Genomic DNA, 15382 nt, shown 5'->3' on the forward strand with positions numbered 1-15382 from the left:
ACGCGCGTGGTTGTTCATCTTTGCAGGATCAGGAAATTGCGCGGATCGCCGCCATAAGAAGCGCGAGACCTAGACACAGGCCCCATGTTTTCCAAAGCACCTGAGTGGCGCTTTCGATGTCAGAAATGCCCGCGTTTTTGCGCGCATTTTCATTTACCCAAGGAAAATCGCGCATTTCGCCTTCGTAGGAGCGGGGGCCGGAAAGTGCGATACTTAGGATACGTGCCATGGCGGCTTCGGGCCAACCGGCATTTGGGGAACGATGCAATTTAGCATCCGGACGCAGGAAAAACGGCAGCTGATACTGACCGTTTGCCAGCAGGATGAGTAAGGCTGTCAGGCGGGCCGGGATCCAGTTCAGGGCATCATCAACCCGGGCAGCGGCCATGCCAAAAGCTTGATGGCGTGGGGTGCGATATCCGATCATGGAATCCGCAGTGTTGACGGCTTTATATACCAGAAGGCCGGGCAGACCGCCGATGATAAACCAGAACAATGGGGCGACCAGACCATCTGAAAAGTTTTCGGCAGCACTTTCGATAGCTGCGCGAGAGACGGCGGATTCGTCCATGGCCGAGGTGTCACGGCCAACAATTCGGCCTACCATGATCTGACCATCGCGCAGTGACGTGCGCAATCCATCGGCAACGGCCTGAACGTGATCGATCAGGCTGCGCTGTGCCAGAAGTATCCCGCCCAACACCACCGAGATAAGCCAGCCGAATGGAAGGGCCTGTAGGAGCTTTCCAAGAACAAAAGCACCAATGACCAGGGCGATGCAAAACAGGATCCCGTTGACGCGGCGTGTGGCATCCGGATCTTCGTCATCATTAAAACGGGTGTCGGCCCAGCCAATCAGCCGCCCCATAAGAACGGCAGGGTGGGGCAGTTTGGCCCATAGGGTTTTCGGATCACCGATCAATGCGTCAAACAAAAGGGCGAATACAGGTATCATACGGAGAGTTCCATTGTTGAAATTGCAGTTTCCAGCTGGTGCCATTGCGCCGTTGTGCCGGGCAGGCCCAGACGGATAAAACTGTCTGAATATGGGAAGATCCTAGACCAGATGTGATGCTGGGCCAGGTGGTTTTGTAAGGTTTGGGCGTTGGCTGTGTCATACAGTCGGAAGAGCGTGGTCCCACGGGGATTTCTGAGCCCAGCTTTCACCATCAATGTGTCCAGACGGTCTGTGTCGGACGCAAGATGTGTGCGGGTGTCACTGGCCCATTGCAGATCTTGCAAGGCTGCTGTGCCCGCTTCGAGTGCTGGGCCGGATACAGACCAAGGCCCGAGGATTTCTCGCAGATGGCCAACAAGTGCAGGGTCACCAATAACAAAGCCCAGTCGCAGGCCAGCCAGACCCCAGAATTTCCCAAAGCTTTTCAGGACTATAGTGCCGGGGCGTGTGGCACGTGTGATATGGCTTTGATCCGGGCAGATGTCACAAAAGCTTTCATCAATCACGGTGAAGGATGATGTCAATTCTTCTGCATTCCAGAGACGCCCGTCCGGGTTGTTTGGATGAACAACAACACGACAGTCACCTGCGTGATCTGATACATCCCAGCCGTGGTTTCGAAAGGACGCAGCATGTTCATTATAGGTGGGTGTTGTTATCTGTACGCTGCGCCCCTGGGACAGAGCAGGCAGGCGCGCGATGGCAGCAGATGCGCCATGACATGGTAGTATGTCAGCGCCATCTGGGACGTTCCAGAAATCGCGCGCGGCATCACAAAGTTGGCGCACTGCACCCTGATCAGGAAGACGCGTCCAGGCGTCTGTGGTGAATTCAGGCAATGGCCAAGGGATTGGGTTGATGCCGGTCGACAGGTCTAGCCACTGGTCTCGCCGGCCGCCAAATGTCTGTATAGCCGCATCCAGTCCGCCGCCGTGATCGCGTGTTGCCTGCTTCAGAAGGGCGTGGGTCATTCCGGGGATCGTCCTGTTAGCGTGAGTCGTTGCGGTCTTTTAGCTTGTGCGATTCCCGGGGGGAAGCTGGCAGATTGATTCGTGATGACGGAATTCGTAATTTGCCGCCCTGTAGATTTGGCCTGAACCACCTGAGGTTTTCGGAATATTACAGAAGCTTACGTTTTTGTGTGGGATGGTGAGATGTCGGGAATTTAATTGATTTCATCTCAGGGGCGATACCGTGAATATACGGATATTACCCTATTTATAAGGTTTCTCAGCGCCTTGCCAGCGGAAGGATAGCTTCACAGGAAGTTCTATAACAAGTGCGATCAGATGGTGGTATTATTGGGATGTGATGCTTTCGGATAAAGTTTCCCCGCGCTAAAGGCGAAATTTTGCCGAAAAATCAACTCAGGGTACTGAGTATCAGTTTTTTGCGGCGACTTTGAACTTTTGACCAGGTAGTAAGTTCGCCACGAAACAGTTAAAAATTATTGACCTAGGGAGGTCCATTTTGGAGGACAATGTGCGCGTTCTGATCGTTGAATCAAAAAAGGAGCTGGGTCAGCTTTGGAAACGACATCTTGAGCGTGCTGATTGTGATGTGACACTTGCCCGGGACCAGGAAACTGCGACAGAAATCCTGATGGAACAGGAATTCTCCGTCATCATTCTAGATCTGGTTCTGGAAGGTGGCAGTGCTCTTGCCTTGGCTGATCATGCCAGTTTCCGTCAGCCAGATGCGCAGGTGGTTTTTGTCACCAACACATCCTTCTTTTCTGACGGAACACTTTTCCAACATATCCCGAATTTGCGTGCCGTCGTGCAGCGTGAAACCTGTCCGTCGGATCTGACCGAAATGGTACGTTTTTACGCAGGCGCCAACTGACCACGTTCATGTGGTTCTGAATAATCTAGTACAGGATTGATCGGTATAATGCGGTTCGGATTAATCGTGTCATGGCTGTAATGATAATGCCGTATGATGTGATCCATATGTATGGTCTCTGCTACGCCGGGCGTCTGAAACAGATCACGTGTGTATGCCCAGAGATTTGGATAATCGATCAGGCGTTTGCGGTTGCATTTGAAATGTAGGTGATAGACCGGATCAAATCGGATAAGCGTTGTGAACAAGCGCCAGTCTGCTTCTGTCTGACGGTTGCCAACCAAGTAGCGATGATCGGCAAGGCGGTTTTCTAGCCAGTCAAGCGTATCAAACAATTGATGCACGGCTTGATCATAGGCTTGTTGAGATGTGGCAAATCCCGCGCGATACACACCATTGTTAATGTCATTATAAACACGTTGATTGATGTCTTCTATATCGCTGCGCAGGGCGGCGGGCCAAAGATCTAGGGTGTTTCCTGTAATGTCATTAAAGGCAGAATTAAACATCCGGATGATTTCGGAGCTTTCGTTTGAAACGATCGTATTGGTTTCTTTATCCCATAGTACGGGCACGGTCACACGTGTGGTCAGGTCCGGGGTGTCCTTAAGGTAAACGTCACGCATGAAACGTTTTCCAAGCAATGTATCGCCTTTCAGCCCGTCAAAATCAGTGGCGAATGTCCAGCCATCGGACAACATATCCGGATGGACGACAGAGATTGAGATGTGGTCTTTCAGTCCCTTAAGCGCACGAAAAATCAACGCGCGATGGGCCCATGGGCAAGCGTGGGACACATATAGATGATACCGACCACTTTCCGCAGCATATCCGGCGCGTCCGGATGGGCCGGCTGTGCCATCAGAGGTAAGCCAGTTGCGAAAACCTGCTTCTTGGCGTTTGAATTTGCCATCTTCAGATGCTGTATCATACCAGCTATCCTGCCAGATCCCGTCAACCAAAAGCCCCATTGCACATTCCCTTTCCTGCGGATGTATCATGCTAGGATCTATGGAAACGCGTTGATCCGAAAGTGTCCATCTGCGCGCATTTTCTGTGCGGACATGAGGGTACTGAGAAGAAACTTTATTGGGGGCATGTGATATTCGCGCAGCAAAATTCAGAACAGACAAAAGGTTAACTTGATTTTCACCGTAAGCGCGCAAGAATGGGGGTGGGTGATGAAAAGGTTAAACATGTCTACGTATATTTCTCAGGAAGTACAGGACGGTCTGGATCAGGCACGTCTGAAGGCCGAAAAACGCAGCAGTCGTCTGCGCGTTCAAGTGGATGAAAAAATGTATCCGGTGCTGAAACTATGGGATACCGGGTTCTCGTTAGATGCAGCTGACGCGCCGAAATTACGCGGATTGGTCGATCTGTTTGATGGTTCGCGCCACCTGTATCAGTGTTTGATTGTGGCGTCTGAAGAAGAGTTCGGTCGCATGAACTACGATTTCAAACGCAGCACTGCTGTTCTTGATCGCGCGCCGCTGGATTTTGTGCGCGAAGAGGATGCGCCAATCGCGTTGCTTGGGTCGTCTTAAGGTCTGATTTCAACAGTGGCGCCGTCTGGGGTGATGCGCCATAATTCCTGTATGGTCGGATCGGAAACCGCAATGCATCCGGCTGTCCAGTCCCATGGAATTGCGGTCATCCCGAATCTATCATTGGGCTGACCATGTATGAAAATGTCACCGCCAGGCGAAACACCGGCCGCCTGGGCACGCGCGCGGTCATCAGCCTGTGGGTAATCGATGCCAAGAGACAGGTGATAGGCGCTTTGCGGATTGCGCCGGTTGATGGTGAACAAGCCTTCCGGAGTTTTGCCATCACCTTCCTGAAATTTGTCACCTATAGGTTCAAAACCCAAAGAAATTCGGTAATTGCGTAGGGCTTTGCCCTGACGAAAAACCGTCAGGCGACGTTCAGATTTCTCAATAAAAATATGATCAATCTGCCCGGTCAGAGGATCCGGCGGCAGGGGGGGCGGTGCAAAATGTTGCAGCCAGTAGATTGCCCCGGCGAAAATTGCCAGAACTGCAAAAATCGCCAGGACAAGGTTTCTTAAGAAACGTTTCACTGCATATCGCTGAAGGCGTCTTTCAGGCGGCTGACGGCTTCAATGATATTTGCGCGTGGCGTGGCAAAGTTGAAGCGCAAGTATTGTTCACCACCTTTGCCAAATGTGATGCCGTGGTTGGCGGCGATCTTGGCATCTTCCTGAACACGCTTGATAAATTCGTCACTGTTCATGCCTGTGCCGGAAAAGTCTGCCCAGCTAAGATAGGTTGCTTCCATTGGCATGGATTTCACGCCGGGAATGGAATTCAGACCTTCATCCAAGATACGGCGGTTTTCGTCGAGATAAGCGATCAGTGCTTCAAGCCAGGCGGCACCCGTTTCGGAATATGCAGCTTCGGCCATGTAGATGCCAAAGGAGTTTGGCGAGATCCCCATGGCATTCATGCGTTTTTGGAAACGTGCGCGCAGATCAGGATCATGGATGATGACGTTGCCGGAATGGCTGCCTGCGATGTTGAATGTCTTCGTCGTTGCGGTCATCATCACCAGACGATCTACGACACTGTCATCTACGTTCGCCATCGGAATGTGGGTGGCGCCAGGGAAAACCAGATCGTGGTGAATTTCATCAGATACCAGAATAAGATCATGGCGTTTCGCGAAATCAATGACGCCCTGCAATTCGTCGCGCGACCAGACACGGCCACCAGGGTTATGGGGAGAGCAGAACACCAGCATGGTTTCATTGCCGGTCATTTGCGCATCATATGCCGCGAAATCCAGTTTGTATTTACCGCTTTCTACCACCAATGGGCATTCGACAACCTGGCGATCAGATGCTTCGATGACGCGGGCAAAGGCGTGATAGACCGGGGTGAATAGAACCACGCCGTCGCCTGGTTTCGTGAAGCTGTCCACACACATGGATGTGCCGTTTACCAGACCGTGGGTGGTAAAGATTGCGGCCGGATCCACTGTCCAGTTGTGACGGGTTTCCATCCACCAGCAGATTGAATCTTTGTAGGATTTTTCGTCGGCATAATATCCGTATACGCCCTGATCTTTCATTGTCTCAAGCGCGTCTTGCACAGATTGAGGTGGACGAAAATCCATATCGGCCACCCACATCGCAATGCCTTCGTCACGCGGAACGCCGTAAACGGGCTCCATCGCGTCCCATTTGGCAGAATGTGTGTTGCGCCGGTCGATAATCTCGTCGAAATTCATGTCAGTTCCTTCTCTGTTGTGCAGCACGTTACAGGCTTTGTTCTCGGGTGCAAGAGGCGTTGCAACACGGGCGCGCATGTCTTAAATCAAGCCCATGACCATACGCCCGATCTTGATCCATCCCGACCCGCGCCTGAAAAAGGTTTGTGACCCCATCGCATCTGTGACCGATGAGATGAAGAAGCTTGCCGATGATATGCTGTCCACAATGTATGATGCACCTGGCATTGGCCTTGCGGCCCCCCAGGTGGGTATCTTGCAGCGGTTGATCGTGTTGGATTGCGAAAAAGATGATGATGTGGATCCCGCGCCGATCGTGATGTTTAACCCAGAGATTATTCACGAGAGCGAAAGCCGGAGTGTCTATGACGAAGGCTGTCTTTCCATTCCGGATCAGTATGCTGAGGTCGAACGCCCAGCTGAGGTTGCTGTGCGCTGGATGGATCGTGATGGCGAGATCCGCGAAGCAGAATTCGATGGGCTTTGGGCGACTTGTGTTCAACACGAGATTGACCACTTGGAAGGCACGTTGTTTATCGATTATCTGAAACCCCTGAAGCGTCAGATGATTACGCGTAAGATGCAGAAATTAAAACGTGAAATGGCACGGGGATAACGTATGATCCGCAAAATCGTTGAACATCCGGACCCGGTTTTGCGTAAGATGTGTGATCCTGTAGATCGCTTTGACGACATGCTGACGGCGCTTGCCGATGACATGTTGGAAACCATGTATGATGCGCCTGGCCGTGGCCTTGCCGCACCTCAGGTGGGGATCACGCGACGGATGTTCGTCATGGACGTGACCTGGAAAGAAGGTCGGCGCAGCCCGATGGTTTTTGTGAACCCCCAGATCACCGCTGTGTCCGCAATGACGGCAAGCCGTGAGGAAGGGTGTCTGTCGATTCCCGGAGATCTGACATCGGTGACGCGCCCGGCATCGGTGCGCATGTGCTGGCAGGACCTGCAGGGCACAGAACATAGCGAAGAATTTACAGGCTTTGCGGCGGCCTGTGTGCAACATGAACTGGATCACCTGAACGGGGTCTTATGTATTGATTACCGGAAGGATGAACATGCAGGGTAATTCACGTGCCTATGTGGCCTGGCCTGACAAGCGTCTGCGCACGGTTGCAGCTGATGTAACTGAGATCACAGATGAAATCCGTCAGATTTGGGCAGACATGGTATCTACGATGGATGCAATGCCGGGTGTCGGATTGGCGGCAGTGCAGATCGGGGTGATGCAGCGGCTTGCGGTGGTGGATGCGTCGGATGAACGTGGCAAGGCTGTATTAATGGCGAACCCAAAGGTGTTGCATGCCTCGGGGCAATTGCGCGAACACGAAGAAGCCAGCCCAAATCTGCCTGGTGTCTCTGCCGTGATCAGCCGTCCACGTGCGGTGACGGTCGAATTTATGAACGCGGATGGGATGATGGAAGAACGCGATTTCGTAGGCATCTGGGCAACCTCTGTTCAGCACCAGATCGATCACCTTGCGGGAAAAATGTACTTTGACCACCTGAAACCTGTGAAACGCCAGATGCTTGTAAAAAAAGCGCAAAAATTCATGAAGTCCGGGGGCAAGTGATGCGCGTCATCTTTATGGGCTCTCCTGATTTTTCAGTGTCAGCGTTGGACGCGTTGATTGATGCCGGGCATGAAATTGCCTGTGTTTATTGCCAACCACCGCGTCCTGCAGGGCGTGGCAAGAAAGACCGGCTGACCGCTGTGCAGGCACGGGCAGAGGAACTTGGTCTGGCTGTGCGCCATCCGCTGAATTTCAAAGATCCGGTGGATGTCGGGGCCTTTGCCGATTTGAAGGCGGATATCGCGGTTGTCGTGGCGTATGGTCTTATTTTGCCACAATCGATTCTGGACGCCCCTTCAAAGGGTTGTCTGAATATTCATGCATCGTTGCTGCCGCGTTGGCGGGGGGCTGCGCCCATCCATCGTGCGATTATGGCTGGGGATGAGAAAACTGGCGTATGCATCATGCAAATGGATGCAGGACTGGACACGGGGGACGTTCTACTGCGGGATGAACTGGTGATTGGTGCAACTGAAACCACTTTGCAATTGCATGATCGCCTGGCGGTTATGGGGGCGGATCTGATCGTTCAATCTCTTGAGAAATATGACGATTTGGCGCCGGTGCCGCAACCTGATGCAGGTGTGAATTATGCCCACAAGATTGATAAGTCAGAGGCGCAAATTGATTGGATGTGTGACGCCGTAGAAATTGACCGTCAGATCCGTGGTCTTTCGCCATTTCCGGGGGCCTGGTGTATGTTGGGAAAAGAACGCCTGAAGCTGCATGGATCTGAGTTGGCAGAGGGCGAAGGTCAGCCAGGAGAAGTGCTTGACGACCAATTGCTTATTGCCTGTGGTACGGGGGCTGTGCGCCTGAAACGCTTGCAGCGTGCCGGGAAAGCTGCGCAGGATGCGGATGTGTTTCAACGTGGCAAGCCGATTGAAAAAGGCACGGTTTTATAAAGGAAAATACATGTTTCTGGTCTTGATGGGAACGGTCGTAATCGCCGGAATTATAGGCTATGCCTCTGAAAAATCTGGATTTACGGAGAATGGTTATCTGCAGTCGATCATCATTTGCGTCGGTGGTGCATTTCTATTTTATTTTGTGCGCATCATGTTTGGAATTGGTTTTTCCTCACCGGGAATGAATGCAATTATTTCGTCGGTCGGCGCCCTGATCATCGTGCCTTTTCACTGGAGGAAGTAATGGGGATCATTATTTTTTTACTGATTATCGGAGCGGGGGCAGGCTTTATTGCAACCCGTGTGATGGATCTTGAAACAGACATCCTGACCACTGTCGCTATTGGTGTTCTGGGGGCGATCATTGGTGGCGTACTGCTGCGTTTTGTTGCTCATGTTGCGGGTTGGTTTGGCGGTTTTGTCGGAGCAGTTCTGGCGGCCATTCTGTTGATCTGGTTATGGCAGAAATACGGACCGACACGCTGAATTTTAAATTTGTTACGGTGTATTCGATCCGTAGCCTGAAATTTTGAAACGGCTCAGCGCTTCTTCTTGAACGGTTCCATACCTTCCCGCGCCAATTCATCGGCACGCTCATTTTCTGCATGACCGGCATGTCCTTTGATCCATTTCCACGTCACCTGATGACGGGCCTGGGCGGCATCAAGGCGTTTCCACAGATCTTCGTTTTTCACCGGTTTTTTCGCCGCGGTTTTCCAGCCGTTTTTCTTCCAGCCAAAAATCCACTTTGTGACGCCATCTTTGACGTATGAACTGTCGGTGGTGATGGTCAACTCAGAGGCACGTTCCAGTGTTTCAAGTGCCGATATTGCCGCCATCAATTCCATTCGGTTGTTGGTGGTTTCACCCTCGCCGCCCTTCAGGCAGCGTTCTTTTAGGATGTTCTCTCCGTCTAGCGCGCGCAAAAGCACGCCCCAGCCACCGGGGCCAGGATTTCCGGAACAGGCACCATCGGTCCAGGCGTGAAGATCAGGCATTGTCAGGCTTTCGTAGTGTGATTGTGATGTGTTGTGCTTCTTCACCGCTGAGTCCGATAGAAGATCCACGCGTGATCTGCGGATCTGTCAGGCCAGCATTCGCGAGATGTATCAGCAGCTCATCCTCGGTGAAGTAACTGTAAAGACGTCCGATACTGTCGCGATGTTCACCGTGTCCAAGTTTCATCCCAATGTAGAACAGTCCGCCTGGCATTAGGGCGCTGCTGAGTTGACCGAGAAGGGCTGGAAAGGCTTCGCGTGGGGCGTGCAGCAGGCTGAAGCTGGCCCAGATCGCGTCATAGATTTGGTCTTCATGGATATCCTCAAAGCGAGCGACCCGCGCTGGAACCATGGCCTGATGTGCAAGACTTACCATTTCGGGCGAAGCATCAACGGCGTCAACCACATGGCCTGCGTCGATCATGGTTTTTGCCATGTGACCGGGACCACAACCGAGATCCAATACATGGGCTTTGACCGGCAAGCGATCGATGAAAGCGAGAAGTTCTGGCGATGCAGCGTCTTTAAGATTGATATCCGCGTAATCGGCGCTGGGGGCGTTGTAGACTTTTATGGTTTCTAAATCGGCTGTCATATCAGGCCTTTTCGAATGCAAAATTCAAGCCAGACCCGGCGAAGCTTGCTGCAAAAGCACGTCTAATCCAGGCCCGTGCACGGGGGCTTTCGAGAACTTTGTGGCGTTCGAAAGAAGCAAACACACCGTAGATCACACCGCTGCCAAGGGCGCAGACAACAATCAAAGCGATTAGCAGAAATTCAGGAGACATATTACTGGATCCTTAGGCCGGTACACGCAGGATGCGCGGCACTTTGAATTCTATGTTTTCTTGAGCGGTTTCAATAAGTTCGACATTAACATCAAAACGCGTGCGGAAAGCTTCAATGACCTCATCCATCAGAACTTCGGGGGCGGATGCACCCGCTGTCAAGCCGACTGATTTCACCCCTTCCAACGCGCGCCAATCGATGTTGGTCGCGCGTTCTACCAGTTGCGAATAATTGCATCCGGCAGCGGCTCCGACTTCGACCAGGCGTCGGGAATTTGAGGAATTGGGTGCACCGATCACTAGGATCGCATCAGCCTTTGGTGCCATCGCCTTGACCGCGTGCTGGCGGTTGGTGGTGGCGTAACAGATGTCTTCTTTATGCGGGCCGACGATGGCCGGGAAACGGGTTTTTAGGGCGTCGACAATATCTGCGGTGTCATCAATAGAAAGAGTGGTTTGGGTGATATAGGCCAGTTGTCCCGGGTCGCGGACGTTAAGCTTTGCGACATCTGCCGGGGTTTCGACGAGTAAGACTTCACCGTCGGGCAGTTGTCCCATAGTACCAATGGTTTCGGGATGCCCATCATGACCGATCATCACCATCTGCAAGCCGTTGGCGGAGTGACGTTCGGCTTCGATATGCACTTTGGACACCAGTGGGCAGGTGGCATCCACCCAGATCATTTCGCGCGCGGTGGCGGTTTCAGGTACGGATTTTGGCACGCCATGGGCGGAAAAAATGACCGGACGATCATCCGGGCAATCTGATAATTCTTCGACAAACACTGCGCCCTTGGCTTTCAGCCCGTCGACGACAAATTTATTGTGCACGATTTCGTGGCGCACATAGACAGGTGCGCCCCATTTTTCTAGTGCCATTTCCACAACACGAATGGCGCGCACAACACCGGCACAAAAACCGCGCGGAGCGGCAAGATAGATGGTCAGTGGGGGAAGTTTGGTCATGCTGCCGTCCTGTTTGTTGCCCTATGTTTAGGCGCGGAGACTGCAGAGGTCCATACCTAGCGTCAGCTGGGAACCGGAAAGGGATCTATGGGCGCGACGCCGTGGTCTGCCGCGCCCATAGTTGTCATAATCCTGATAGTTTACTCAGGTGTCTCAGGCGCTGCGGGATCAAAGTTTTCGCGCGGAGGCCGCCCGATTACATCTTTGAGATCCTGCAGTTCGATGAAGTTATCCGCCTGGCGGCGAAGTTCATCTGAGATCATTGGGGGCTGCGAGCGAATGGTAGACACCACAGATACACGAACACCTTTACGTTGAATGCTTTCGATCAGTGGCCTGAAATCTCCATCCCCGGAGAACAGGACAATGTGATCGACATGGGGCGCAAGCTCCATAGCATCCACAGCAAGTTCGATATCCATATTGCCTTTCACCTTACGGCGACCCATGGAATCCGTATATTCCCGTGCCGGTTTGGTGACCATTGTGAACCCATTATAGTTCAGCCAGTCGACCAGAGGTCGGATCGGTGAATAATCATCATTTTCCAGAAGCGCAGTATAGTAAAACGCACGCAGCATTCGGCCACGGCGCATGAACTCTTGTCGCAACAATTTGTAGTCGATGTCAAAACCCAGTGACTTTGCAGCAGCGTATAGGTTAGAGCCATCAATGAACAGCGCCAGCCGTTCGTCTCGATAAAACATGAAATCCCTTTCGGTATCTTAACGTTCCGTCCCGATTTACTAATTACGAGAGGCCTGGCGACCTCAGGTTCGAAACTTACCACATTTATTGCATATAGGCAGGGGGGACGCAGTTGAAAAGTAACATTAGCCCGATGAGGGCGCTGATTGCACTGGGTGCAAATGATACCGGCGAATCACATCTTATGGCTGAAAGGCTACAAAATGCCCTCAGGGAACTGACCAGCGAAGAGATCGATGTCGAGAAGGTCAGCCATTTTTACCATAGCCCTTGTTTTCCAGAAGGAATCGGTAACGATTTTGTAAATGCGGTGGCCCTTCTGAAGGTCACAATAGCACCTGAAGACTTGCTGATAAGGTTACATGAGGTTGAAGAAAATGCTGGTAGAAAGCGACTGAAAAGGTGGGGGATACGCCCCCTAGACCTTGATTTATTGGCTGTAGAAAAAATTATTTTGCCCGATCTCGAGACCTTCGATTTCTGGCGCAACCTATCTTTATCGACACAAATGGAGCGTGCGCCGGAAGAGATTATCCTGCCACACCCCCGAATCACTGACCGGGCATTTGTGCTGTTGCCCATGCAGGATGTGGTCCCGGATTGGGTGCATCCGGTAACCGGGCAGTCGTTGAAAACCCTGATTTCGGCACTTCCGGAGGGGGCATGTGCGGGAATTCGGCCTGTAGATCAGCCAATGGGGACATAATCTGTCGGAAACCGGAAAGAATTGCACGGGATCAGGGGATTGATTCAAATGTTGCTTGAATTCCGTTGCATCGCAGCGTAAATCATCGGTTTCAGACATCCGCTATAAATTGGAGCTCCCATGGCCCGCGTTACGGTTGAAGATTGCGTCGACAAAGTACAGAACCGGTTTGAACTGGTTATGCTTGCCTCTCACCGGGCACGTGAAATTTCTGCGGGTGCGGAAATTACGGTTGATCGCGACAATGACAAGAACCCTGTTGTTGCACTGCGCGAAATCGCGGACGAAACACAAACTGCTGATGAGCTGCGCGAACGCGCAATCGAAAGCAACCAAACCCAGATCGAAGTTGATGAACCGGAAGAAGATGCAATGGCACTTTTGATGGGCGCTGAGGCAGATAAACCTGCGGACGACGATATGAGTGAAGAGCGCCTGCTGCGCCAGCTGATGGAAGCACAGGGCCAGGGTTAACCCCAGCAGGGCCTTTCAAGGCCCGGAAGAGTACGGCCAGGATGGCAGAAGAAACTACTGTCGACGATCTTATCGGATGCGTCCGCGCCTATAATCCTAAATGCAATGAACATTTGATCCGCGCGGCGTTTGATTACGGCGCGCGTATGCATGAAGGGCAGTTCCGACATTCAGGTGAACCCTACTTCACCCACCCCGTTGCCGTGGCGATGATTGTGGCTGAGCAGCGTTTAGATGATGCAACCATCATTACTGCATTGCTGCATGATACGATTGAAGACACCGGTTCGACCTTTGGTGAAGTGGCGGAAATGTTCGGCCGCGAAGTTGCAGATCTTGTGGATGGTGTTACGAAGCTGACCAATCTGCAGTTGTCGTCCAGTGAGACAAAGCAGGCCGAAAACTTTCGCAAACTGTTCATGGCAATGGCGCGGGACATGCGGGTAATTTTGGTAAAGTTGGCTGACCGTCTGCACAATATGCGCACGATCAAATCCATGCGTCCGGAAAAGCAGGTGCAGAAAGCCCGTGAAACCGTTGATATTTTTGCTCCCCTTGCAGGCCGGATGGGGATGCAATGGATGCGCGAAGAGCTGGAAGATCTAACCTTTGGCGTCTTGAACCCTGAGGGCCGGACATCCATCATGCGCCGCTTTGTACATCTGCGCGATGAAAGCGGCGATGTCATAGAAAAGATTACCAGCGACATCGAACTGGAAATGGAAAAGGCGGGCATCAAAGCCGAGGTCTATGGCCGGGCCAAGCGCCCGTATTCTGTCTGGCGTAAGATGGAAGAAAAAGACCAGGGGTTCTCACGGCTTTCGGATATCTATGGCTTCCGTGTTATTACGGAAAATAATGCAGATTGTTATCGTGTTCTGGGGGCAATTCACACACGCTGGCGTGCGGTTCCAGGACGATTTAAAGACTATATTTCACAACCAAAATCAAACGGTTACCGTTCCATCCATACCACGGTTTCGGGGCGTGATGGTAAGCGTGTCGAGGTGCAAATTCGTACGCCGCAGATGCATGATGTGGCGGAAGTTGGTGTCGCGGCGCACTGGTCTTATAAGGATGGTGTGCAAAGCGAAAACCCCTTTGCTGTTGATCCGGCCCAATGGGTTGCCACGCTGAATGAGCGCTTTGATACGGCGGATGATCACGACGAGTTTCTTGAGCATGTGAAGCTTGAAATGTACACGGATCAGGTCTTTGGTTTTACCCCTAAGGGCGAGGTGATCAAGCTGCCCCGTGGGGCAACACCGCTTGATTTTGCTTATGCTATTCACACCCGGATCGGGGACAGTTGTGTCGGTGCAAAGATTGATGGCATTCGGGTGCCACTGTGGACCCGGATTCGCAATGGACAATCGGTTGAGATCACAACCGCCGAAGGACAGCGCCCACAGGCAACATGGCTTGATATCGTGGCAACCGGCAAAGCCAAGGCCGCGATCCGGAGATCCTTGCGTGAAGATGATCGCGAACGATTTGTTAAACTGGGGCGCGAACTGGCCCGTGTGGCGTTTGAACATATCGGTAAAGTGGCAAGTGATAAGGCCCTTGCTACGGCTGCGCGGCACCTGGGGTTGCAGGACAGTGATGTGTTACTGGCGCGTCTTGGCAGCGCAGAATTGACAGCACGGGATGTTGTTGAAACCCTTTATCCTGAACTGGCGGAACATCAGGGCGACGAAGTTGAAACCGGACGTGCGGTTTTAGGGCTTGCGCAAGATCAGACTTCGCAACGTGCAAGCTGTTGCCAGCCCGTGCCCGGAGAACGTATCGTTGGTATTACCTATCGCGGTGAAGGTGTGGTTGTGCATGGCATTGACTGCCCGGTGTTGGGTGAACTGGAAGATCAAACCGAACGCTGGGTTGATCTGCACTGGCATTCCGGCCGGCATGCGGCTGAACACACGGTGACAATGAATGTGACCATCAGCAATGATTCCGGTGTGTTGGGACGAATTTGCACATTGATTGGCGAACAAAAGGCCAATATCTCGGATCTGAAATTTGTGGAACGTAAACCAGACTTTTACCGCCTTCTGATTGATATAGATCTGCGGGATGCTGAACATCTGCATATGGTGATGATGGGGCTTGAGGCGGACAGTGATGTTGCTTCGGTAGAGCGCTTTCGGAATGTGGACCGCAAACCAGGAAACACTGCCTGATAGA

At 52.3% G+C, this 15382-nt stretch carries 21 protein-coding genes; 11 read left to right on the forward strand and 10 right to left on the reverse strand.

The features are described from left to right. Positions 1–28: 28 nt before the first annotated feature. Together cbiB and ACPGUT_RS00765 are read right to left on the reverse strand one after the other, a co-directional pair. Positions 29–955 carry an adenosylcobinamide-phosphate synthase CbiB gene (gene cbiB / locus ACPGUT_RS00760; RefSeq protein WP_423988305.1) on the reverse strand — a complete coding sequence of 309 codons (927 nt, stop codon included), beginning with the start codon at positions 953–955 and terminating at the stop codon, positions 29–31. Next, on the reverse strand, positions 952–1929 hold the full coding sequence (locus tag ACPGUT_RS00765; protein ID WP_423988307.1) for a threonine-phosphate decarboxylase: 978 nt from the start codon (positions 1927–1929) through the stop codon (positions 952–954). Before ACPGUT_RS00765 ends, cbiB begins: the two co-directional genes overlap by 4 nt. A gap of 511 nt (positions 1930–2440) precedes the next feature. Here ACPGUT_RS00765 and ACPGUT_RS00770 point away from each other — a divergent pair. Then, positions 2441–2803, forward strand: coding sequence for a response regulator (locus tag ACPGUT_RS00770; RefSeq protein WP_423988309.1), 363 nt, complete (start codon positions 2441–2443; stop codon positions 2801–2803). Here the strand turns inward: ACPGUT_RS00770 and ACPGUT_RS00775 are convergent. Further along, positions 2785–3774: a glutathione S-transferase family protein gene (locus tag ACPGUT_RS00775; RefSeq protein ID WP_423988311.1), complete on the reverse strand. Its 990-nt coding sequence runs from the start codon at positions 3772–3774 to the stop codon at positions 2785–2787. The two genes, ACPGUT_RS00770 and ACPGUT_RS00775, sit on opposite strands and share 19 nt — an antisense overlap. 225 nt (positions 3775–3999) lie before the next feature. On the opposite strand from ACPGUT_RS00775, the gene ACPGUT_RS00780 reads away from it, so the two are divergent. Continuing rightward, positions 4000–4350, forward strand: a complete 351-nt coding sequence (locus tag ACPGUT_RS00780) for a hypothetical protein (RefSeq protein ID WP_423988313.1) — start codon at positions 4000–4002, stop codon at positions 4348–4350. Here the strand turns inward: ACPGUT_RS00780 and ACPGUT_RS00785 are convergent. Further along, positions 4347–4886, reverse strand: coding sequence for a L,D-transpeptidase family protein (locus ACPGUT_RS00785; RefSeq protein WP_423988315.1), 540 nt, complete (start codon positions 4884–4886; stop codon positions 4347–4349). The genes ACPGUT_RS00780 and ACPGUT_RS00785 overlap by 4 nt on opposite strands. After that, entirely contained in the window at positions 4883–6055 is a 1173-nt protein-coding gene (locus ACPGUT_RS00790) for a MalY/PatB family protein (RefSeq protein WP_423988316.1), read from the reverse strand. Before ACPGUT_RS00790 ends, ACPGUT_RS00785 begins: the two co-directional genes overlap by 4 nt. A gap of 94 nt (positions 6056–6149) precedes the next feature. Here ACPGUT_RS00790 and def (ACPGUT_RS00795) point away from each other — a divergent pair, with 94 nt between their 5' ends. Genes def (ACPGUT_RS00795) through ACPGUT_RS00820 form a run of 6 tightly spaced genes read left to right on the forward strand, consistent with a single transcriptional unit; the run spans position 6150 to position 9041 of the window. Next, a complete protein-coding gene (gene def, locus ACPGUT_RS00795) occupies positions 6150–6671 on the forward strand; it encodes a peptide deformylase (RefSeq protein WP_423988318.1) in 522 nt (173 codons plus the stop codon). 3 nt (positions 6672–6674) lie between these two features. After that, on the forward strand, positions 6675–7142 hold the full coding sequence (gene def / locus ACPGUT_RS00800; protein ID WP_423988320.1) for a peptide deformylase: 468 nt from the start codon (positions 6675–6677) through the stop codon (positions 7140–7142). Then, entirely contained in the window at positions 7132–7647 is a 516-nt protein-coding gene (gene def / locus ACPGUT_RS00805; protein ID WP_423988322.1) for a peptide deformylase, read from the forward strand. Before def (ACPGUT_RS00800) ends, def (ACPGUT_RS00805) begins: the two co-directional genes overlap by 11 nt. Further along, the gene (fmt, locus tag ACPGUT_RS00810) at positions 7647–8552 is read left to right on the forward strand and encodes a methionyl-tRNA formyltransferase (RefSeq protein WP_423988323.1); all 906 of its coding nucleotides are present in this window, start codon (positions 7647–7649) and stop codon (positions 8550–8552) included. The genes def (ACPGUT_RS00805) and fmt overlap by 1 nt, the downstream gene beginning before the upstream one ends. 10 nt (positions 8553–8562) lie before the next feature. Beyond that, positions 8563–8799, forward strand: a complete 237-nt coding sequence (locus tag ACPGUT_RS00815; protein ID WP_423988324.1) for a hypothetical protein — start codon at positions 8563–8565, stop codon at positions 8797–8799. Next, the gene (locus ACPGUT_RS00820; RefSeq protein ID WP_423988326.1) at positions 8799–9041 is read left to right on the forward strand and encodes a GlsB/YeaQ/YmgE family stress response membrane protein; all 243 of its coding nucleotides are present in this window, start codon (positions 8799–8801) and stop codon (positions 9039–9041) included. Before ACPGUT_RS00815 ends, ACPGUT_RS00820 begins: the two co-directional genes overlap by 1 nt. A 53-nt stretch (positions 9042–9094) precedes the next feature. Here ACPGUT_RS00820 and rnhA read toward each other — a convergent pair whose 3' ends face one another. From rnhA to ACPGUT_RS00845, 5 genes are all read right to left on the reverse strand, one after another. After that, positions 9095–9553, reverse strand: a complete 459-nt coding sequence (gene rnhA, locus ACPGUT_RS00825) for a ribonuclease HI (RefSeq protein WP_423988327.1) — start codon at positions 9551–9553, stop codon at positions 9095–9097. Next, positions 9546–10148, reverse strand: coding sequence for a class I SAM-dependent DNA methyltransferase (locus ACPGUT_RS00830; protein WP_423988328.1), 603 nt, complete (start codon positions 10146–10148; stop codon positions 9546–9548). The genes rnhA and ACPGUT_RS00830 overlap by 8 nt, the downstream gene beginning before the upstream one ends. A gap of 1 nt (position 10149) precedes the next feature. Then, the gene (locus ACPGUT_RS00835; protein WP_423988329.1) at positions 10150–10341 is read right to left on the reverse strand and encodes a hypothetical protein; all 192 of its coding nucleotides are present in this window, start codon (positions 10339–10341) and stop codon (positions 10150–10152) included. A gap of 12 nt (positions 10342–10353) precedes the next feature. Then, a complete protein-coding gene (ispH, locus tag ACPGUT_RS00840) occupies positions 10354–11307 on the reverse strand; it encodes a 4-hydroxy-3-methylbut-2-enyl diphosphate reductase (RefSeq protein WP_423988330.1) in 954 nt (317 codons plus the stop codon). 140 nt (positions 11308–11447) lie between these two features. Continuing rightward, positions 11448–12014, reverse strand: coding sequence for an NYN domain-containing protein (locus ACPGUT_RS00845; RefSeq protein ID WP_423988332.1), 567 nt, complete (start codon positions 12012–12014; stop codon positions 11448–11450). A gap of 113 nt (positions 12015–12127) precedes the next feature. Between ACPGUT_RS00845 and folK the strand changes: the two genes are divergently transcribed. The 3 genes from folK (at position 12128) to ACPGUT_RS00860 (ending at position 15378) form a co-directional block, all read left to right on the forward strand. After that, entirely contained in the window at positions 12128–12721 is a 594-nt protein-coding gene (gene folK, locus ACPGUT_RS00850) for a 2-amino-4-hydroxy-6-hydroxymethyldihydropteridine diphosphokinase (RefSeq protein ID WP_423988333.1), read from the forward strand. Positions 12722–12841: 120 nt separating this feature from the next. After that, entirely contained in the window at positions 12842–13195 is a 354-nt protein-coding gene (rpoZ, locus tag ACPGUT_RS00855) for a DNA-directed RNA polymerase subunit omega (protein WP_423988334.1), read from the forward strand. Positions 13196–13236: 41 nt separating this feature from the next. After that, the gene (locus ACPGUT_RS00860) at positions 13237–15378 is read left to right on the forward strand and encodes a RelA/SpoT family protein (protein WP_423988335.1); all 2142 of its coding nucleotides are present in this window, start codon (positions 13237–13239) and stop codon (positions 15376–15378) included. The last annotated feature ends 4 nt before the right edge of the window (positions 15379–15382 follow it).

The sequence above is a fragment of the Halocynthiibacter sp. genome, from assembly GCF_049608145.1.
Classification (GTDB): domain Bacteria; phylum Pseudomonadota; class Alphaproteobacteria; order Rhodobacterales; family Rhodobacteraceae; genus Halocynthiibacter.